At 63.2% G+C, this 18,229-nt stretch carries 19 protein-coding genes and 1 tRNA gene; 7 read left to right on the top strand and 13 right to left on the bottom strand.

Going from position 1 to position 18,229, the window contains the following annotated elements; genetic code table 11:
* Window positions 1-76 precede the first annotated feature (76 nt).
* From VCK47_RS16815 to VCK47_RS16805, 3 genes are all read left to right on the top strand, one after another.
* Window positions 77-1,087, top strand: a complete 1,011-nt coding sequence (locus VCK47_RS16815; RefSeq protein ID WP_322891342.1) for a ligase-associated DNA damage response exonuclease — start codon at window positions 77-79, stop codon at window positions 1,085-1,087.
* The gene (locus VCK47_RS16810) at window positions 1,084-2,673 is read left to right on the top strand and encodes an ATP-dependent DNA ligase (RefSeq protein WP_322891343.1); all 1,590 of its coding nucleotides are present in this window, start codon (window positions 1,084-1,086) and stop codon (window positions 2,671-2,673) included. Before VCK47_RS16815 ends, VCK47_RS16810 begins: the two co-directional genes overlap by 4 nt.
* 62 nt (window positions 2,674-2,735) lie before the next feature.
* Complete coding sequence (locus VCK47_RS16805; RefSeq protein ID WP_322891344.1) at window positions 2,736-4,541, top strand: M3 family oligoendopeptidase; 1,806 nt, start codon at window positions 2,736-2,738, stop codon at window positions 4,539-4,541.
* Window positions 4,542-4,602: 61 nt separating this feature from the next.
* Here VCK47_RS16805 and VCK47_RS16800 read toward each other — a convergent pair whose 3' ends face one another.
* The 4 genes from VCK47_RS16800 to VCK47_RS16785 form a co-directional block, all read right to left on the bottom strand.
* The gene (locus VCK47_RS16800) at window positions 4,603-5,577 is read right to left on the bottom strand and encodes a Gfo/Idh/MocA family oxidoreductase (RefSeq protein WP_322891345.1); all 975 of its coding nucleotides are present in this window, start codon (window positions 5,575-5,577) and stop codon (window positions 4,603-4,605) included.
* Window positions 5,578-5,707: 130 nt separating this feature from the next.
* Window positions 5,708-6,604 (bottom strand): RNA polymerase sigma factor RpoH, encoded by an 897-nt coding sequence (rpoH, locus tag VCK47_RS16795; RefSeq protein ID WP_322891346.1) that lies wholly within the window; start codon window positions 6,602-6,604, stop codon window positions 5,708-5,710.
* 160 nt (window positions 6,605-6,764) lie between these two features.
* The gene (locus VCK47_RS16790) at window positions 6,765-7,811 is read right to left on the bottom strand and encodes an RluA family pseudouridine synthase (RefSeq protein WP_322892302.1); all 1,047 of its coding nucleotides are present in this window, start codon (window positions 7,809-7,811) and stop codon (window positions 6,765-6,767) included.
* A 22-nt stretch (window positions 7,812-7,833) separates the two neighbouring features.
* A tRNA-His gene (locus VCK47_RS16785) sits at window positions 7,834-7,910 on the bottom strand.
* 124 nt (window positions 7,911-8,034) lie between these two features.
* On the opposite strand from VCK47_RS16785, the gene VCK47_RS16780 reads away from it, so the two are divergent.
* A complete protein-coding gene (locus VCK47_RS16780) occupies window positions 8,035-8,226 on the top strand; it encodes a DUF6324 family protein (protein WP_322891348.1) in 192 nt (63 codons plus the stop codon).
* Here the strand turns inward: VCK47_RS16780 and VCK47_RS16775 are convergent.
* Window positions 8,213-8,671, bottom strand: a complete 459-nt coding sequence (locus tag VCK47_RS16775; RefSeq protein WP_322891349.1) for an MmcB family DNA repair protein — start codon at window positions 8,669-8,671, stop codon at window positions 8,213-8,215. The genes VCK47_RS16780 and VCK47_RS16775 overlap by 14 nt on opposite strands.
* Before the next feature lie 314 nt (window positions 8,672-8,985).
* Between VCK47_RS16775 and VCK47_RS16770 the strand changes: the two genes are divergently transcribed.
* Window positions 8,986-9,132, top strand: a complete 147-nt coding sequence (locus VCK47_RS16770) for a hypothetical protein (RefSeq protein ID WP_322891350.1) — start codon at window positions 8,986-8,988, stop codon at window positions 9,130-9,132.
* Window positions 9,133-9,344: 212 nt separating this feature from the next.
* Here VCK47_RS16770 and VCK47_RS16765 read toward each other — a convergent pair whose 3' ends face one another.
* The 6 genes from VCK47_RS16765 to VCK47_RS16740 form a co-directional block, all read right to left on the bottom strand.
* On the bottom strand, window positions 9,345-9,656 hold the full coding sequence (locus VCK47_RS16765) for a hypothetical protein (RefSeq protein ID WP_322891351.1): 312 nt from the start codon (window positions 9,654-9,656) through the stop codon (window positions 9,345-9,347).
* A gap of 122 nt (window positions 9,657-9,778) precedes the next feature.
* Complete coding sequence (gene nusB, locus VCK47_RS16760; RefSeq protein WP_322891352.1) at window positions 9,779-10,246, bottom strand: transcription antitermination factor NusB; 468 nt, start codon at window positions 10,244-10,246, stop codon at window positions 9,779-9,781.
* Window positions 10,243-10,770 carry a 6,7-dimethyl-8-ribityllumazine synthase gene (locus tag VCK47_RS16755; RefSeq protein ID WP_322891353.1) on the bottom strand — a complete coding sequence of 176 codons (528 nt, stop codon included), beginning with the start codon at window positions 10,768-10,770 and terminating at the stop codon, window positions 10,243-10,245. The genes nusB and VCK47_RS16755 overlap by 4 nt, the downstream gene beginning before the upstream one ends.
* On the bottom strand, window positions 10,770-11,900 hold the full coding sequence (ribB, locus tag VCK47_RS16750) for a 3,4-dihydroxy-2-butanone-4-phosphate synthase (protein ID WP_322891354.1): 1,131 nt from the start codon (window positions 11,898-11,900) through the stop codon (window positions 10,770-10,772). The genes VCK47_RS16755 and ribB overlap by 1 nt, the downstream gene beginning before the upstream one ends.
* A gap of 78 nt (window positions 11,901-11,978) precedes the next feature.
* Window positions 11,979-12,533, bottom strand: a complete 555-nt coding sequence (locus VCK47_RS16745; RefSeq protein WP_322891355.1) for a hypothetical protein — start codon at window positions 12,531-12,533, stop codon at window positions 11,979-11,981.
* Window positions 12,533-13,129: a riboflavin synthase gene (locus tag VCK47_RS16740; protein ID WP_322891356.1), complete on the bottom strand. Its 597-nt coding sequence runs from the start codon at window positions 13,127-13,129 to the stop codon at window positions 12,533-12,535. The genes VCK47_RS16745 and VCK47_RS16740 overlap by 1 nt, the downstream gene beginning before the upstream one ends.
* A 136-nt stretch (window positions 13,130-13,265) precedes the next feature.
* Here VCK47_RS16740 and VCK47_RS16735 point away from each other — a divergent pair, with 136 nt between their 5' ends.
* Window positions 13,266-14,564: a capsular biosynthesis protein gene (locus VCK47_RS16735; protein ID WP_322891357.1), complete on the top strand. Its 1,299-nt coding sequence runs from the start codon at window positions 13,266-13,268 to the stop codon at window positions 14,562-14,564.
* Between the two features lie 9 nt (window positions 14,565-14,573).
* Entirely contained in the window at window positions 14,574-16,568 is a 1,995-nt protein-coding gene (locus tag VCK47_RS16730) for a capsular polysaccharide biosynthesis protein (RefSeq protein ID WP_322891358.1), read from the top strand.
* A gap of 51 nt (window positions 16,569-16,619) precedes the next feature.
* Here the strand turns inward: VCK47_RS16730 and ribD are convergent, their stop codons facing one another.
* Window positions 16,620-17,699 carry a bifunctional diaminohydroxyphosphoribosylaminopyrimidine deaminase/5-amino-6-(5-phosphoribosylamino)uracil reductase RibD gene (gene ribD / locus VCK47_RS16725; RefSeq protein ID WP_322891359.1) on the bottom strand — a complete coding sequence of 360 codons (1,080 nt, stop codon included), beginning with the start codon at window positions 17,697-17,699 and terminating at the stop codon, window positions 16,620-16,622.
* Window positions 17,696-18,166, bottom strand: coding sequence for a transcriptional regulator NrdR (gene nrdR / locus VCK47_RS16720; protein WP_213396305.1), 471 nt, complete (start codon window positions 18,164-18,166; stop codon window positions 17,696-17,698). The genes ribD and nrdR overlap by 4 nt, the downstream gene beginning before the upstream one ends.
* Window positions 18,167-18,229: the final 63 nt, after the last annotated feature.

Genomic DNA, 18,229 nt, shown 5'->3' with positions numbered 1-18,229 from the left:
CGCCGGAGGCTCAGGACTCACCCCCGCCACGCAGGCCGACCATTGGCACAACTGCGAGAAACCCTATCTACCTCTTATGGCGGATGTGCTCACCTTCACCGACCGCGGCATCTATTGCCCCGCGGGAGATTTCTACATCGACCCGTGGCGTCCCGTGCCGCGCGCGCTGATTACCCACGCCCATAGCGATCACGCGCGCTGGGGGATGGACAGCTATCTCGCCACCCCCACCACCGCCGCCGTGATGCGGCACCGCTTGGGCGACATCACTGTCCAGACGATTGCCTATGACACCGCACAGCGCATCGGGGATGCAGAAGTGTCCTTCCACCCCGCAGGCCATGTGCCGGGATCGGCGCAGATCCGCATCGCGGTCAAAGGGCAGGTCTGGGTCGTCTCGGGCGATTACAAGACGGTGGATGACGGGCTGTCGGAACCTTTCGTCCCCGTCCCCTGCCACGCCTTCATCAGCGAATGCACTTTCGGCCTGCCGATTTTCAACTGGACGCCGCAAGACATCTTGCGTGACCAGATCAATCGCTGGTGGGCGGAATGTGCGGCCGCAGGCAAGACCGCTATTCTGGGGGCCTATGCTTTGGGCAAGGCGCAAAGGCTCTTGCGCCTGCTTGACCCTGCCATCGGCCCGATCCTGACGCATGGCGCTGTGGAAAACACGAACGACGTGCTGCGCGGCATCGGCATCCCCCTGCCCGCCACGACCCGCGTCGATGCGAATGTGACCGCCAAAACCCACCCCGGCGCTTTGGTACTGGCCACACCTTCTGCGCTTGGCACGCCCTGGGCGCGGCGGTTCGGGCCGGCCTCGACCGCCTTTGCCAGCGGCTGGATGGCCTTGCGCGGTGTGCGGCGCAGGCGGGCGGCGGATCGGGGGTTCATCGTGTCCGACCATGCCGACTGGGCGGGCCTGAACGCCGCGATTACCGCGACAGGGGCAGAGAAAATCTTTGTCACGCACGGCTACACCACCGCCTTTCAGCAATGGCTGCGCGATCAGGGGCATGACGCACATGTCGTCAGCACGGATTATCAGGGCGAAGGATTCGACAGTGGCGAGGATGCGGCATGAAAGCCTTTGCCGCCCTGTTCGCCCAGCTTGACGAAAGCACCAAAACCAGCGTCAAGGTCGCGGCGCTGGCCGATTATTTCCGTACCGCCCCAGACAGCGACAAGCTCTGGACCACCGCCCTGTTCACGGGGCGCAGGCCGAAACGCGTGATTACGGCCTCCAAACTGCGCCTTTGGGCGGCCGAGGTGGCGGTCCTGCCCGACTGGCTGTTCGAGGAAAGCTACAGCGTCGTCGGCGATCTGGCCGAGACCATCGCGCTTGTTCTGCCGCCGCCGCGCGCCACCAGCGACCAAAGCCTGACCTATTGGATCATGCATCTGCGCGCCTTGGGCACGCAGGACGAGGAGGCGCGCAAGGCCGGCATCATCGCCGCATGGGATCGGCTGCCGCCTGCGGAACGGTTCCTGTTCACCAAGCTTTTGACAGGCGGTTTCCGCATCGGCGTCAGCGCGAAACTGATGACCCGCGCGCTGGCACAGGCGACGGGCCAGCCGGAGCCGGAACTGACCCATAAACTGATGGGCAACTGGACGCCCGACAGCGTCACATGGACCAGCCTGATCGAGGCGGATGATCCCGGCACCGACGCGTCCCGCCCCTATCCGTTCTATCTGGCTTACGGGCTTGAGGATCTGGAGGCCCTCGGCCCGCCTGCCGATTGGTCGGCGGAACGCAAATGGGACGGGATCAGGGGGCAGTTCATCCTGCGCGGCGGCACGCATTACCTGTGGTCGCGCGGCGAAGACCTGATGACCGACCGCTTTCCCGAACTTGCGCAGCTGTGCGATGCCCTGCCCGACGGCACCGTGATCGACGGCGAGGTGCTGGCCTTTGCCGACGGTGCCCCCCTGCCCTTTGCCGCTTTGCAAAAACGCATCGGGCGCAAGACCGTACCGCGCAAATTGCTGGCCGAAGCCCCCGTGATCCTGATGGCCTATGACCTTCTGGAACAGGACAGGCGCGACATCCGCCACCTGCCCTTTGCCGACCGCCGCGCGGCCTTGGCGGGGCTTGTTGCGCGGGTGTCAACCCGCGCCCCCCTGCGGTTATCACCGCAGGTGACGTTTGGCACATGGGACGATCTGGCGACTGCACGCAGCCAGTCGCGGGATGCGGGGGCCGAAGGGCTGATGCTCAAACGCCACGACAGCCCCTATCTGGCAGGGCGCAAGAAAGGCGATTGGTGGAAATGGAAGGTCGATCCGCTGACGATTGATGCCGTGATGATCTATGCGCAAGCGGGCAGCGGGCGGCGGGCGAATCTATTCACCGATTACACATTCGCCGTGCGCGACGGCGATGCGCTTGTGCCCTTCACCAAGGCCTATTCCGGCCTGACCGATGCCGAGTTCCGTCAGATCACGGCCTGGGTGCGCAAGAACACGCTGCAGAAATTCGGCCCCGTCCGGCAGGTGCCGCCCGTGCATGTGTTCGAGATCGCCTTTGAAGGCATCAATCAAAGCCCGCGGCACAAATCCGGCGTCGCCTTGCGGTTTCCGCGGATGCTGCGCTGGCGGCAGGACAAACCCGTGGCCGAGGCCAATACGCTCGACGATCTGCGCGAAATGCTGCGGCTTTACGGCTGACAGGGTTCCCTGCGCGGGTACGACAGCCTAAGTATCCCCCAAACAGCAATGAAAGCCGCGCCATGCAAAACCCCGTCTATGATGCCAATACCTCCGGAAAAAACAGCTTTGGCGATCTGCCCGAATGGGACCTGACCGACCTTTATCCCAGCCCTGACAGCCCTGAAATCCAGCGTGACATGGCATGGCTGGAATCCGAATGCGCATCTTTTGCCGCCGATTTCGAAGGCAAGCTTTCATCGCTGGATGCGGCGGGTTTGCTGCGCGCGGTGCAGCGCTATGAACAGATCGACGTGATCGCGGGGCGGATCATGTCCTTTGCGGGCCTGCGCTATTACCAGATCACCACCGACAGTGACCGTGCCAAATTCATGGCCGATTGTCAGGACAAGATCACCCGTTTCACCACCCCGCTCGTGTTTTACGGGCTGGAGTTCAACCGGCTGGACGACGACCATCTGGCGGGCCTTCTGGCGGCCAATGCCGATTTGGCGCGCTATAAACCCGTGTTCGACCGGATGCGCGCGATGAAGCCGCACCAGTTGTCGGACGAGCTGGAAAAGTTCCTGCATGACCAATCCACCGTCGGGGCTGCCGCGTGGAACCGGCTGTTCGATGAGACCATGGCGGGCCTTGAATTCGTGGTGGATGGCGAGGTGCTTAATCTGGAAAGCACGCTGAACCTGTTGACCGAACAGGACCGCACGCAGCGCGAGGCTGCGACCCATGCGCTGGCGGCCGTGTTCCGCGAAAACATCAAGATCTTCGCGCGGGTCCACAACACGCTGGCCAAGGAAAAGGAAATCCACGACCGCTGGCGCAAGATGCCCAGCCCGCAGGCCGCGCGCCATCTGGCCAACCATGTCGAGCCCGAGGTGGTCGAGGCACTGCGCAACGCGGTTGTTGCGGCCTATCCGCGCCTGTCGCACCGTTATTACGCGCTGAAGGCGAAATGGCTGGGGCTGGAGCGGATGCAGGTCTGGGACCGCAACGCGCCTTTGCCGATGGAACAGACCCGCGTGATCGGCTGGATTGAGGCCCGCGACACGGTGATGACCGCCTATGCGGGGTTCGATCCGAAAATGGCCGAGATCGCGGGGCGGTTTTTCGACAAGGGCTGGATCGATGCGGCAACGAAACCCGGCAAGGCGCCCGGCGCTTTCGCGCATCCGACCGTGACGACGGTGCATCCTTATGTGATGCTGAACTACCTCGGCAAACCGCGCGATGTGATGACGCTGGCGCATGAGCTGGGGCATGGCGTGCATCAGGTGCTGGCCGCCGAACAGGGAGAATTACTGTCCGCGACCCCGCTGACGTTGGCCGAAACGGCGTCGGTCTTTGGCGAGATGCTGACCTTCCGGCAGTTGCTTGACAATGCCAAGACGCCGCAGGACCGCAAGGTGCTGCTGGCGGGCAAGGTCGAGGATATGATCAACACCGTGGTGCGCCAGATCGCGTTCTATGATTTCGAATGCAAGCTGCATGCAGCCCGCGCGACAGGCGAATTGACCCCCGATGACATCAATGCGCTCTGGATGTCGGTGCAGGCCGAAAGCCTTGGGCCGGTGTTCGATTTCGCGGATGGGTACGAGACCTTCTGGGCCTATATCCCGCATTTCGTGCATTCGCCGTTCTACGTCTATGCATATGCTTTCGGCGACGGGCTGGTGAACGCGCTTTATGCGGTGTTCGAAGAAGGCGACGCCGACTTCCGCGATAAATATTTCGCGATGCTGCGCGCGGGCGGGTCCAAGCACCATAAGGAGCTGCTGGCCCCGTTCGGGCTGGATGCGTCAGACCCTGCCTTCTGGGACAAGGGTCTGGCGCTCATCGAAAGCATGATCGACGAGCTCGAGGCGCTGTAGTGCCAGCGCCTCCGGCGGGGGAGTATTTTTGGAAAAAAGAAGTCGGAAGGGGCGCGCGCGGTCAGCGCTGCGCGCCCGCCGCAAAGACCATGTCCATCATCGCCTGCGTGCCGCGCGAGAATTCCAGCGGGCATGGATAAGCGCTGGCACCGCGCAGCGCCTGGCCGAAATTTTCGACCTGTAGCACGTAGTGGTTCACGCCAGGCCAGCGTTCGGTGATCATGCTGCTGCCGTCGGTTTCCAGCGTCAGCTGCGCGATGTCGAAGACATTGGCGTTGAACGGACAGGTCAGGCGCAACACACCTTTGTCACCGTGGAAAGTGATCTGCTGGCGCGGGTGCATCCGCATCGACACCACGGCGGAATAGGTGAAATCGGGGAAACGGGCGGCGACCTGCGCGAAGACATCGACGTCGTTTTCCAGCCGCAGGTCGGCGTGGGTTATCACATCAGGTTCCTGCCCCGTCACAAAGCGGGCCGCTCCGAACGTATAGACGCCGATATCGCGCAGCGCGCCGCCGCCCGTTTCGGGACGGTTGCGGATATTGGCCACATCGCCTGCGTTGTTATAGGTGAAGGTCGCATCGACATGCATGAGCTTGCCGATGGCCCCCTGCTGGTAGAGGTCGCGCGCGCGGGTGAATTGCGGATGATGCACAATCATGAAAGCCTCGGCCGCAAGCAGCCCTGATGCATCGCGCGCGGCGATCAGACGATCATAGTCAGCCGCCGCCAGCCCCATCGGTTTTTCGCAAAGCACGGGTTTGCCCGCCGCCAGCGCCTTGAGCGACCAGTCGACATGCAGGTGGTTAGGGAGCGGGATATAGACCGCATCGACCGCCGGATCAGCCAAGAGCGCGTCATAGCTGTCATGCACCCTGATGCCGGGGGCAAAGTCGGCGAAGCCTGCCGCCTTGTCGGCGCTGGATGTGGCCAGCGCGGAAAGCTCGGCCCCTTTGGCGGCATGGATGGCGGGGCCCATGAAACGGCGGGCGAAATCGGCGGCACCCAGAATGCCCCAGCGGATTGGTGTCATGATCATCTCCCTTTTGAGGATGATAGCGCTATCATCCGGCCGCTGCCACGCCCCTTTCCCACCGATAGAACAAAAAATCCCCGCCGGAGGCTCCGACGGGGATCATAAAGACGACGGGTCGCGAGGAAGCTCAGGCGCTTTCCAGCATGCCCTTTTCACGCGCAAGCTGGGTCATGCGCGATTGCAGCTTTTCGAACGCCCGGACCTCGATCTGGCGAATCCGTTCGCGGCTGACATCGTAGCGGGCGCTCAGATCTTCGAGCGTGACAGTTTCATCGGCCAGGCGGCGCTGCACCAGAATGTCCTTTTCGCGGTCATTCAGCACGGTCATGGCCTCGGCCAGCAAGGCGCGGCGCGCGTCGAGTTCGTCATGTTCCTCGTAGTCGGCGGCGGTGTTGGCGGTGTCGTCTTCCAGCCAGTCCTGCCATTGCATCGACCCTTCACCATCCGACCCGATCTGCGCGTTCAGCGAGGCATCGCCCCCCGACAGACGGCGGTTCATCGAGATGACTTCATCCTCGGTCACGCCCAGATCGTTCGCGATCTGTTTGACGTTCTCGGGGCGCAGGTCGCCTTCTTCCAGCGCACCGATGCGGTTTTTCGCCTTGCGCAGGTTGAAGAACAGCTTTTTCTGGGCCGAGGTCGTGCCCATTTTCACCAGCGACCAGGACCGCAGGATATATTCCTGGATCGAGGCGCGGATCCACCACATTGCATAGGTCGCAAGGCGAAACCCTTTTTCGGGGTCAAAGCGTTTGACAGCCTGCATCAGGCCGACGTTCGCCTCGGAAATCACCTCGGCCTGCGGCAGGCCGTAGCCGCGATAGCCCATGGCGATCTTGGCCGCCAGGCGCAGGTGCGATGTGACCATCTTGTGCGCGGCTTCGGTGTCCTCGTGGTCCACCCAGCGTTTGGCCAGCATGTATTCTTCTTCGGGTTCCAGCATCGGGAACTTGCGGATTTCCTGCATATAGCGGTTCAGGCCGCCTTCCGGTGTCGGTGCTGGTAGATTTTTATAGTCGCTCACTGTCGTGCCCTCCGTTATGTATAAAGGCTTAACATGGATATGGTCGCAACGCGGCCGTTTTCAAGTGTCGGTCTTTACTTGTGGTCAACGCAACATGAACCATTCGGTTCAGTTTTACGAGTGACCTTTCGGTGCGCTCACGCACATGGGATGCGATATTTCAGACCGCAGCACCCATTGCGGCCAGCAGGGCCTGCATATCAGCAGGCAACGGGGCCTCGAATTCAAGGAATTCTTCGGTCACGGGATGCACGAAACCCAAGGTTGCCGCATGCAGCGCCTGACGCGGAAATGCGGCGACGGCGGCGACGCCTGCCTCACCCAATGCCTTGGGCGACATCTTGCGCCGGCTGCCATAGGTCGGGTCACCGATCAGCGCATGGCCGCAATGGGCCAGATGCACGCGGATCTGATGGGTGCGTCCGGTTTCCAGCCAGCATTCGATCAGTGCCGCAACAGGCGGCGTGCCCAGAGGTTCCAAGATTCGCGCGCGCGTCACAGCATGGCGTCCGACGGTAAAGGACACCGCCTGCCGCTGCCGGTCGGTGCGATGCCGCCCCAGCTGGGTCTGGATTTTCAGGATATTGCCAGGCTCGAAACTGGTGCCCTTGATGCCGCGCAGGCGCGGATCGTTTGCTTCGGGCACGCCATAACAGATCGCGATATAGCGGCGTTCAACCGTATGGTCGGCGAACTGGTCAGCCAGATGGTGATGCGCGCGGTCGGATTTCGCGACAACCAGCAGGCCGGATGTGTCCTTGTCGATCCGGTGCACGATGCCCGGGCGTTTGAGGCCGCCCACACCGGACAGGCTGTCACCGCAATGGTGGATCAGCGCGTTGACCAATGTGCCTTCGGGTGTGCCGGGGGCGGGATGCACGACCATGCCGGGGGGTTTGTTGATGACGATCAGGTCCTCATCCTCGAACACGACCTCGAGCGTGATATCCTCGGCCCCGATATGGCTCTCAACCGCTTCCTCGACGGTGACGGCGACCTGCGCGCCTTCGCTGATGCGGAAACGCGGGTCGGTAACCACCTGCCCGTCGATGGCGACAGCCCCATCCGCGATCAGACGCGCCAGACGCGACCGGCTGAGGGCGGCATCATCCGGTACGTCGCGGCCCAAGGCCTTGTCCAGCCGGGGCGGAGGATTGGCGGCAATCTGGAAGGTAATCAGGGTCGGCCCCATCTGGTTCTCCGTCATCATCTGCGGCCTGAAAAGGGGGTGGTACCACCTGCTGGTCTCGAACCAGCGACCTCTTGATCCACAATCAAGCGCTCTAACCAACTGAGCTAAGGCGGCACTGGCGCCGGATTTAGCGGCATGACCGCATGATTGCAAGGGCTAGTCGCGGCTTTTCGCGCGCGGCCCTTGCCAAGCGATTGCGCGGCGCTGTAGGCAGGCGAAAGACAGCAAGGAACAGATCATGGGTATCAACAGCGAACGCGATATCGAGGCCAATATGCAGATCGGGCCGACCGAACTGGGCATGGTGCGCATCTTCGTCGAGGCGGGCGACACTGAAATCCCGATGGATTTCGAACCCGAGGAAGCTGAAGAAATTGCAGACGAGATCCGCGCCGCAGCACAGGCCGCGCGCGCCGTCAAAAAGCGCTGATAAACCCCGGATCACGCGCCATCTGCGCGCGGATCGCGGCATGGCGCGCGAATTTCTGCGTCAGCATCTTGCGCCGCGCGGGTGGCAGTGGCCGCTCTGGCCCCATCCGCAGCACTTCGGCGTCATAGCTGTCGGCCATGATCAGCCCTGTATCATCGGGTAGCAACTCCAGCGGAAAATCATTGCCCACTGCCCAGAAAAAACGGTCGCACCAGTCCAGATAGCCCTGCCATTTGCGGTCGGTCTGGAAATCGGCACGGCTCGATTTGCACTCGATCACCCAGATTTCGCCTTTCGGCCCCAACGCCATGACATCGACGCGCAAACCGGGGGCAGGCACCAGTTCCTCGACGCTGACGAAATCATGGCCGCGCAAATGACGGCACACCCCGCGGGCCAGCCATTGGCCGGGCTGCAAAGCGGCAAGTGTGGGTATGGTCTGCATGGCCACATATTGAACAATAGGTGAACAAATTGCAATCCATCTGTCGGCCTGCGCCCAAGTGATTCCCTCCCCGCCACGTGCGGCTTTTGATACGAATGCACGGCAGTTTTTCCGCACCAACCGGGGTCAAAGCAGCGATCTTAAGTTTTCCGTTAACTTTCAAAGCTTACCGTCGGGGTGTTGACAAAGGCCTTGACCCGATTGTGGCGCGATTGGGTCATCATGGCGGTCTTTGTCAGCCGAATACCTTGCGAGCGTCACGTTTTCGACCGCTTTGACTGCCAAAACGGGCTCAACCTGAAAGGAAAGCTGAGATGTCTTTGATTGCCAGTATCACCTTTTACGAAGTCTGCATGGCGCTGCTGACCATCGGTCTGGCCGAACGCATCCTGTTGGGCTATGCGCCCGCAACCATGGTCGGTCGCAACGGCTGGCTGATCCGCGGCGAAATCGAAGAATAAATCCGCCCCACTTGTGCAACCGCGCGCCGCGCCCTAACTGTGGGTCAGACGGGTTTCTGCGCTGCATGTATACCATCGGTACAAATCCAGTGGCCTTAAGCAACTCCGAGGGAGCTGGCTCTGTTCTGGCCCTGGTCAGTCTATCTGGCGCCCACCTGTAAAAACAGGTCCTCGGGATTAGCTACCGCTACGGCAGATGTGGTGCCCGTCGCCTAACGCCCGCGCTGCGACCCAGCGGTCACACGGATCGGGATCAACTGCCCGCCGGATTGGTCATCATCATCGTCATCCTGCGCGTTCAGCATCAGTGAAATCGCGAATTGCACGCCGCCAAAGACGGTGCCGTGGAAGAACCACAGCAGGAAAACAGCAAGCCAGCCGATATCGGAATTGGCCACCAGACTGCCCAGCCGCGCCACGTCGTACCATAAAAGCATCGCGACAAACCCCGCCGCGATCACAAAGCCCACAGCGCCATGGCGCAAATAAAGCCGCATCAGGTCCGGTTCGTGATCATGTGTCATGGCGGCGTCTCCCTATGAACAAGAGCTAAGCCATGCATCGGGGAAAACAAGTGCCACCATCTTCCGAGCCCAAGTATCCCCGCCGGAGGCCCCGACCTTTTTGGCGCAAACCTCGCTTCGTGTCAGAACGCTTCGGGCTGCGCCTCGCGCGCCATATGGTCCAGCACGGCATTGACGAATTTCGGCTCTTTGCCGTCATGGCTGAACGCCTCGGCGACAGCCACGAATTCGCTGATCACGACCTTGGGCGGCGTGTCCTTGTCCAAAAGCTCGGCCCCCGCCGCGCGGAACAGCGCGCGCCAGGTCGGGTCGATCCGCGCGATGGGCCATTTGGCGACCAGCGCACGGTCGGTCATCTGGTCGATGCTGGCCTGCAGATCGACAGCGCGGTCCATCATGCGCCGGAACGTGTCGACATCGCCTTCCACCAGTTCGACATCGTCGATGATCTCGCCAAAGCGGTGATCCTCGAATTCGCGCACGATCCCTTCGACGGTCTGGCCGGTGGCTTCCATCTGGAACAGGGCCTGCACCGCATAAAGCCGGGCGGCGGATTTCATCTTGCGGCGCTGGTTGTTGGAAATCGTCATGCGGTTGTATTACCTGCCATCAGGATGTCGCGGGTAAAGCCCACGCCTTTTTCGGCCTTGCCCCATTTGCGCGCCAGCGCGACCAGATGCAGCGCGGCAGCCGCCGCCCCGCCGCCTTTGTTCATCTGCGCGGGGTCCGCGCGCACGGCGGCCTGCGCGTGGTTTTCTACAGTCAGGATGCCGTTGCCGATGCACAGCCCCTGCAATCCCAAAAGTTGCAGCGCGCGGCTGCTGTCGTTGCAGACGGTGTCGTAATGCGTCGTCTCGCCCCGGATCACGCAGCCAAGGGCGACATAGCCGTCAAAATTGCTCATCCGCGCGGCAATGCCGATGGCGGTAGGGATTTCCAGCGCGCCCGGCACATGCACGATCTCATGGCTGGCACCGGCCTTTTCGATCTCGGCCACGGCACCGGCGATCTGGTGGTCGCTGATATCCTTGTAATAAGGCGAGGCGACGATCAGGATTTTCACCGGCTTGTCGAAGTCGGGCAAGGGCAGGATATAATGTGTGGGTCCGGCCATCAGCCAATCTCCGAGATTTTGCGCGTACCGACAATCTCGAGGCCATAGGCGTCGAGGCCGACAACCTTTGGCTTGGGTGAATTGGTCAGCAACGTGATTTCATGCAGGCCCAGCGCCGACAGGATCTGCGCGCCCAGCCCGTACTGGCGCAGGGTATGTGGCGAGGCTTCTTCGCTCGCGTCCAGTTTCATGTGCAGGTCGCGCAGCAAGACCAGCGCGCCGCGCCCTTCATCGGCAATCAGTTGCATCGCATCGCCGAATTCGTTGCGCCGCCCCCGTGGACCGACACCAACGACGTCAAGCATCGGGTCCATCGCATGCATCCGCACCAGCACAGGCTCGGGCGTGGTGATATCGCCTTTGATCAGCGCGATATGTTCCGCGCCTTGGGTTTCATCGACAAAAATCCGCATTTCCCATGCGCCGCCGAATTCCGATGTGATGGTCTGGCTGTCGCGCAGCACGACCAGATTGTCGTGGCGGCGGCGATAGGCGATCAGGTCGCTGATCGTGCCGATCTTCAGCCCGTGCAACTGCGCAAAGGCAATCAGGTCCGGCAGACGCGCCATTTCGCCGTCTTCTTTCATGATCTCGCAGATCACGCCGGACGGGTTCAGCCCCGCCAGCCGCGCGATATCGACGGCAGCCTCCGTGTGGCCCGCACGGACCAGCACACCACCGTCGCGCGCGCGCAGCGGGAACACATGCCCCGGTGTCGCGATATCGGCCGCACCTTTGGTGGCGTCGATGGCGACGGACACGGTGCGCGCGCGGTCGGCGGCGGAAATGCCGGTGCTGACGCCTTCGCGCGCTTCGATGCTGACAGTAAATGCGGTTTCATGGCGCGAGGAATTGTTGGACGCCATCAGCGGCAGGCCCAGCGCATCGATGCGCGCCCCCGGCAGTGACAGGCAGATCAGCCCGCGCCCGTGCTTGGCCATGAAGTTGATCGCGTCGGGTGTCGCCATCTGGGCGGGGATCACCAGATCGCCTTCGTTCTCGCGGTCCTCGTGATCCACAAGGATGAACATTCGCCCATTGCGGGCATCGTCAATGATGTCCTCGATCTTGCTGATCGCATCGGACCAGTCCAATTCGACCGGACCCGGTGTTTCGAAAGTGATGGACATAGGCGACCCCGCAGCTTGGTTGCCTGCCAGATAGCCCAGCATCCGCCGTTTGAAAAGGGCTGCAAGGCGTAAGGTAGCTTACGGAAAGAACGCCTCGGCGCTGACATAGCCCGCCAGACGGGCCGCGGCGACCCATTCCCGTTCAAAATCGGTATCGCCCACCAGCACAAAGCGGTCGGCAGGCTGGCGCAGCGTGCCGGTCACCTGATCCAGATCGCGGCGCATGGCCGACCAGCTGTCGGCAAAGCGTGGTGCGGCAAAGGCGCGGTCAATCCCCGCCAGCCCCGCCAGATGCGTGGGCGTGACAGGCCGGTGCGCAAGGCCGTGACAGGCGGTATTGACCAGCGTTTCCAGCCGCGCCACACGGTCCGCAGGCATCGCCTGCCCGTCGCGTAGCACGCGCAAGGCATTGCTGGAAAACAGAAATCCGATCAGGTCATGGCCGTTGCTGGCGCGGATACCGGCATAGGTCTTGTACGGCAGGCCCAGTTCGGCGGCGCGTTTGACGCGCAGGCGCACCACCTCGATCGGCAGGACGGGCAGCAAATCCTGCCGCGCCTTGGTCCATGCGAATTTGCGCCAGCTGTGCCCCGGCTCCTGCGACAGGCCGGAATTATGCCCGATCCCCGCCATCAGGCGTATTCCTGCAACCGCGCGACATAGCGGGCCATCGTGTCGATCTCGATATTGATGAGATCACCCACCGCGACCTCGCCCCACGTCGTGGCGGTCTTGGTATGGGGGATGAAATTGATCCCGAAATCGCGGCCCGCGACCTCGTTCACCGTCAGCGACGTGCCGTCAAGCGCGACCGAGCCTTTGGGCGCGATGAACCGCGCAAGCGCGTCGGGCGCGCGAAACGTCACGCGGGTGCTGTCGCCTTCATCGCGCATCGCGATCACTTCGGCGACGCCATCGACATGACCCGAGACGATATGCCCGCCCAACTCGTCCCCGACCTTCAGCGCGCGTTCAAGGTTCAGTCGCTTGCCGACCGTCCAGCCGCCCACATTCGTGGCCCCCACGGTTTCCGCCGAAATCTGCACGTCGAACCAGTTTTGCGGGTCGCGGCCCAGCGCGATGACCGTCAGGCACACCCCGTTGCAGGCGATAGAGGCCCCGATATCGATGCCCGCCACGTCATAGCCCGTGCCGATCCGCGCGCGCAGATCGCCGCGCTGTTCGAGTTCCAGCACGCGGCCGATATCGGTGACAATTCCTGTGAACATGGGCTTTCCTTTCCGGTTGCCTCTGACGTAGCGGCTTGGCGCAGGGCAGGCAAGTGAACCCGCTTGCCGCAATGCCGCATTCCGGTCAGATTGCGATGTTAACAGGTCATTTCGTTTCCTGTGTCAGTAGGATGGTATGAGTATCGAGCGTCGCTTTCTTTTCCTGCAAGGGCCACACGGGCCGTTCTTCCGCCAGATGGCGGGGGCCTTGCGCAAAGCGGGGGCGACAGTCTGGCGCGTGGGTTTCAACGCGGGCGATGCGGCCTTCTGGTGGCGCAGCCCCGGCTATCTGCCGTTCCGTGACAACCTTGACGCATGGCCCGCAGCACTGGCCCGCATCCTGCACGACAAAGAGATCACCGATATCGTGCTTTACGGCGACACCCGCCCCGTCCATGCCGAGGCGGTCCGCCAGGCACGCGCCGCAGGGCTGCGCATCCATGTCTTTGAAGAAGGCTATCTGCGCCCCTACTGGATCACCTATGAACGCGATGGCAGCAACGGCCATTCGCACCTGCGCCGCCTCAGCCTCGCCGACATGCGCGCGCATCTAGCCCAAGACGGACGCGATATGCCGACGCCGCCTGCCCATTGGGGCGACATGCGCCAGCATATCTTTTACGGCGCGCTCTATCATTGGTTCGTCATGTTCCGGAACGCGCGCTATCCGCAGTTCCGCCCGCACCGCGCCTTGTCCGTGCAGGCCGAAGCGCGGCTTTACTCCCGCCGCCTGCTCATGATGCCGTTCCACGCACTGCTGCGCGGGCTTGCCACCCTGCGGATCAAGGCGGGCGGCTATCCCTATCATCTGGCGCTGCTGCAGCTTGAACATGATTCGAGCTTTCAGATGCATTCGCCCTTTCGCGATATGGAAACCTTTATTGATGTCGTCGTCGCAGGCTTTGCCAAAGGCGCATCCGCCGGTCATCACCTTGTCTTCAAGGCGCATCCACTGGAAAACGGGCGCAAACCGCTGCGCCGCCTGATCCGGCAGGCGGCCGCAGCACAGGGCATTGCAGACCGCGTGCATTACGTGCGCGGTGGCAAGCTTGCGCAATTGCTCGACAAGGCGCTTTCGGCCGTGACGATCAATTCCACGGCAGGCCAGCAAGTGCTCTGGCGCGGTATCCCTTTGCGGATTTTTGGCGCGGCGGTTTATGACAAGCCCGATTTCGTGTCCGACCAGCCCCTGCCCGCCTTTTTCGCCGCCCCGCGCGCGCCCGATGCGCAGGCCTACCGCGATTTCCGGCAATTCCTGCTTGAAACCAGCCAGGTGCCGGGCGGCTTTTATTCCATCAAAGGCAGACGGCACCTGACTGCCAAGCTCGTGCCCATGATGCTGGCAGATCGCAGCCCCTATGACAGCCGTCTGGATGATGAAAAGCCGCGCGAAATGCACCGCGCCGCGCTGGTCAAGGTGCAGCGCGTGGCATAACCTGCCGCAATGCCGGATGAAAAACGCCAGAACCTCTATGTCTATTCGGGCGGTTTCCTGACCCAGCCCCGCATCCGGCGCATCCTGACGCTGGCGGGCTACGACATCCGCCTTGGCGCGCCCGGCCCCGATGACAGCGTCGGCGTCTGGGGCCAAAGCCCGACCGCGCCACGCGGCGAGGCTGTGGCACGGCACAAAGGCGCGGGCCTGATCCGGGTGGAGGACAGTTTCCTGCGCTCGGTCCGGCCGGGGCGGTCGGGTGATCTGCCCATCGGGTTGAACATCGACCGGCGCGGCGTGCATTTCGACCCTGCGACGCCGTCCGATCTGGAAATGATCCTTGCGCATGATCCGCTCGACGATACCGCCCTGCTGAACCGCGCCAAAGCGGGGATCGCCGCGCTTCAGGCGGATCATCTGTCGAAATACACCTGTTTCGACCCCACCGCCCAAGTACCCGATGCAGGCTATGTGCTGGTCATCGACCAGACCCGCAAGGATGCCAGCATCACCGCGAGCGGCGCTGACAGCAACACCTTTCGCGAGATGCTGTTCTACGCCCAGACCGAGCACCCCGGCCAGCGCATCATCATCAAGACCCATCCCGAAACGATCGCAGGCGACAAGACAGGCTATTTCACCGCCGCCGATGCCAGCGACCGGATCAGCCTGTGTGATGCGCCCGTCTCACCTTGGGCCCTGCTGACAGGGGCGATTGCGGTCTATACCGTCACATCGCAACTGGGGTTCGAGGCGATCCTTGCAGGCCACAAACCCGTGGTTTTCGGCCAGCCCTTCTACGCCGGCTGGGGGCTCAGCGACGACCGCGCGCCCCTGCAACGCCGCCAGCGCCGCCTGACGCGGGCGCAACTGTTCGCAGGCGCGATGATCCTCTATCCCACATGGTACGATCCCTATAACGACCGGCTGTGCAGCTTCGAGGAAGCGGCAGCCACCCTGTCCGCCCTGACCCGCGCCTGGCGCGACGATCACCAAGGCTGGGTCGCCGCCGACATGCGGCTGTGGAAACGCAAGCCCTTGCAGCAGTTCTTCGGCCAGTACGCACAGGTCCGCTTCGCGCGCGGCACCAAGGCCGCACCGCTCGCGGTCGGGTCAAACCGCCGCCTGATGCGCTGGGCCAGCAAAGGCGGCCACGACGCAGTGCTGGTCGAGGACGGTTTCCTGCGCTCGCGCGGGCTGGGGGCCGATCTGGTGGCGCCTCTCTCGCTCGTGCTCGACGATCTTGGCATCTATTACGACGCAACCCGCCCAAGCCGGCTCGAGGCGCTGATCGCCCAGTCCGACAGCCTCGCCCCCGCCGCCCGCGACCGCGCCCAAGCGCTGATCGCGCGGATCACAGCCGCGGGCCTGTCGAAATACAACCTGCACGGCACCCCCCTGCCCGACCTGCCCAAAGGACGGCGCATCCTTGTCCCAGGCCAGGTCGAGGACGACGCCAGCATCCGGCTTGGAGCGGGCGAGGTGCGCAGCAATGCGACGCTGCTGCAAGCGGTGCGCGCCGCCAATCCTGCCGCCGTTATCCTTTACAAACCGCACCCCGACGTGCGCGCGAAACTCCGCCCCGGCCATGTACCCAACGCGCGCGACTGGGCCGATCTCGTGCTCGACGACGCCGACCCCATCGCCGCCATCAAGGCCTGCGATTGCGTCTGGACCATGACATCGCTTCTGGGGTTCGAGGCTTTACTGCACGACCGCCCCGTCACCTGTCTGGGTATGCCGTTCTATGCCGGCTGGGGGCTGACCGATGACCGCGCGATGCCGCTCGCACGGCGCAATGCGGCAGTGGACCTCACCGCCCTCGTCCATGCCGCGCTGATCGCCTACCCACGCTACCGCGATCCGGTCAGTGGCCTGCCCTGCCCGGTCGAGGTCATCGTCGACAGGCTAGAGCATGGCGACATCCCGCCCGCCCCGCGCTTCAACCGCGCGGCGGCGAAACTGCAGGGCCTTTTCGCGGGCTTCGCCCCCTTGTGGCGTTGACTTCTTTTTTCCAGAAATACTCCGGGGTACGGGGCAGCGCCCCGTGAAACCCTAGACCCGGCCCCAGCGCATCATCACATCCTCGCCAAGACGCGCGAGGTCCAACAGCGCAAAACGCGGCGCATCCACCAGCCGCCCGATCCCCATCGCCGCCAGCGACGGCGTGCCTTCGGCCCCGATCGCGCGGCCTGCGGTCATCACCACCAATTCATCCACCAGCCCTGCGCCCAGCAAGGAAGCGGCCAGCATGCCCCCCCCTTCGCAGAACACCCGCGTGATCTCCGCGCCTGCCAGCGCCTGCATCATCGCCTCGGGTTCGACCTGTCCTGCACGCACCGCACAAGGCAGGCTGACAGCGCCCAGCGCGACCCAATCGGCCACGTCGGCCTCTGCCCCATGACAGATCCAGACAGGCGATTGCCGCGCCGTCTGCGCCAACTGACAAGTCAGCGGCAGTTTGGCAGCACGCGACACCACCACGCGCACAGGCTGGCCCTTGATCCCAAGGCCCCTCACCGTCAGCGCCGGATCATCCGCGCGCACGGTCCCTGCGCCCACCATCACCGCGTCATGGCGCGCGCGCATCATATGCACCGCACGGCGGGCCTCGGGCCCTGTGATCCACTGGCTTTCACCGCTTGCCGTGGCGATCCGCCCATCGAGCGTGCCCGCAAGCTTCAGCGTCACAAAAGGCCGCGCTGCCGTGATCCGCGACAAAAATCCTGCGTGATCCGCGCGGGCCGCATCTGCCAGCAGCCCCGTCTCTACCGCAATCCCCGCCTGTTCCAGCATCGCGATCCCGCGCCCTGCCACGCGCGGATCAGGATCGCCCACAGCGACCACCACACGCGCCACGCCTGCGGCAATCAGCGCCTCGGCACAGGGCGGCGTCTTGCCGTGATGTGCGCAGGGTTCCAGCGTGACATAAACGGTCGCCCCGCGCGCAGCATCACCCGCTTGCGATAATGCCACGACCTCGGCATGGGGGCGCCCGCCGTCCTGCGTCCAGCCGCGCCCGACGATGTGGCCGTGATTCACGATCACGCAGCCCACCGCCGGATTGGGCCAGACACGCCCCATCCCGCGCCGCCCCAGTTGCAGCGCGAGAGCCATGTAGCGGGCGTCGCTCACTCGTCTTCTTTGGCCGCTTGCGGGCGCAATTCGCTGACGAATTTGTCAAAATCATCCGCCGCCTGAAAGTTCTTGTAAACGCTGGCGAACCGCACATAGGCGACCGTGTCGATCCGTGCGAGGCTTTCCATCACGATCTCGCCGATGGTGCCTGACGGAATATCGGTATCGCCTAGACTTTCCAGACGGCGCACGATGCCGCTGATCATCTGGTCCATGCGTTCGGGCTCCACCGGCCGCTTTTGCAGCGCGATACGGATCGAGCGTTCCAGCTTCTGGCGGTCGAAATCCTCGCGCCGGCCGTTTGATTTAATGACCACAAGATCGCGCAACTGCACGCGTTCATAGGTCGTGAACCGCCCGCCACAGGCCGGACAGAACCGCCTGCGCCGGATCGCGACATGGTCTTCTGCGGGGCGGGAATCCTTGACCTGGGTATCGACATTTCCGCAAAAAGGGCAGCGCATATGAGGTCCTTTGGGCTATCTGTTGGGGCAAGACCCCACTTATCCACAGCCACTATAAGAACC

The sequence above is a fragment of the Yoonia sp. 72 genome (genome assembly GCF_034652275.1).
GTDB lineage: Bacteria > Pseudomonadota > Alphaproteobacteria > Rhodobacterales > Rhodobacteraceae > Yoonia.
The sequence above is the reverse complement of the archived record's forward strand: the minus strand, read 5'-3'. Positions and strand labels throughout refer to the sequence as shown.

Coding starts and splice junctions, on each gene's coding strand:
- VCK47_RS16765 (WP_322891351.1), bottom strand. CDS start 9,656: ATGACACATGATCACGAACCGGACCTGATGCGGCTTTATTTGCGCCAT.
- VCK47_RS16780 (WP_322891348.1), top strand. CDS start 8,035: ATGGGTATCAACAGCGAACGCGATATCGAGGCCAATATGCAGATCGGG.
- nrdR (WP_213396305.1), bottom strand. CDS start 18,166: ATGCGCTGCCCTTTTTGCGGAAATGTCGATACCCAGGTCAAGGATTCC.
- VCK47_RS16770 (WP_322891350.1), top strand. CDS start 8,986: ATGTCTTTGATTGCCAGTATCACCTTTTACGAAGTCTGCATGGCGCTG.
- VCK47_RS16790 (WP_322892302.1), bottom strand. CDS start 7,811: ATGACGGAGAACCAGATGGGGCCGACCCTGATTACCTTCCAGATTGCC.
- VCK47_RS16745 (WP_322891355.1), bottom strand. CDS start 12,533: ATGGCGGGGATCGGGCATAATTCCGGCCTGTCGCAGGAGCCGGGGCAC.
- VCK47_RS16730 (WP_322891358.1), top strand. CDS start 14,574: ATGCCGGATGAAAAACGCCAGAACCTCTATGTCTATTCGGGCGGTTTC.
- VCK47_RS16810 (WP_322891343.1), top strand. CDS start 1,084: ATGAAAGCCTTTGCCGCCCTGTTCGCCCAGCTTGACGAAAGCACCAAA.
- VCK47_RS16735 (WP_322891357.1), top strand. CDS start 13,266: ATGAGTATCGAGCGTCGCTTTCTTTTCCTGCAAGGGCCACACGGGCCG.
- VCK47_RS16800 (WP_322891345.1), bottom strand. CDS start 5,577: ATGACACCAATCCGCTGGGGCATTCTGGGTGCCGCCGATTTCGCCCGC.
- VCK47_RS16805 (WP_322891344.1), top strand. CDS start 2,736: ATGCAAAACCCCGTCTATGATGCCAATACCTCCGGAAAAAACAGCTTT.
- ribB (WP_322891354.1), bottom strand. CDS start 11,900: ATGTCCATCACTTTCGAAACACCGGGTCCGGTCGAATTGGACTGGTCC.
- VCK47_RS16815 (WP_322891342.1), top strand. CDS start 77: ATGGCGGATGTGCTCACCTTCACCGACCGCGGCATCTATTGCCCCGCG.
- VCK47_RS16775 (WP_322891349.1), bottom strand. CDS start 8,671: ATGCAGACCATACCCACACTTGCCGCTTTGCAGCCCGGCCAATGGCTG.
- nusB (WP_322891352.1), bottom strand. CDS start 10,246: ATGACGATTTCCAACAACCAGCGCCGCAAGATGAAATCCGCCGCCCGG.
- VCK47_RS16755 (WP_322891353.1), bottom strand. CDS start 10,770: ATGGCCGGACCCACACATTATATCCTGCCCTTGCCCGACTTCGACAAG.
- VCK47_RS16740 (WP_322891356.1), bottom strand. CDS start 13,129: ATGTTCACAGGAATTGTCACCGATATCGGCCGCGTGCTGGAACTCGAA.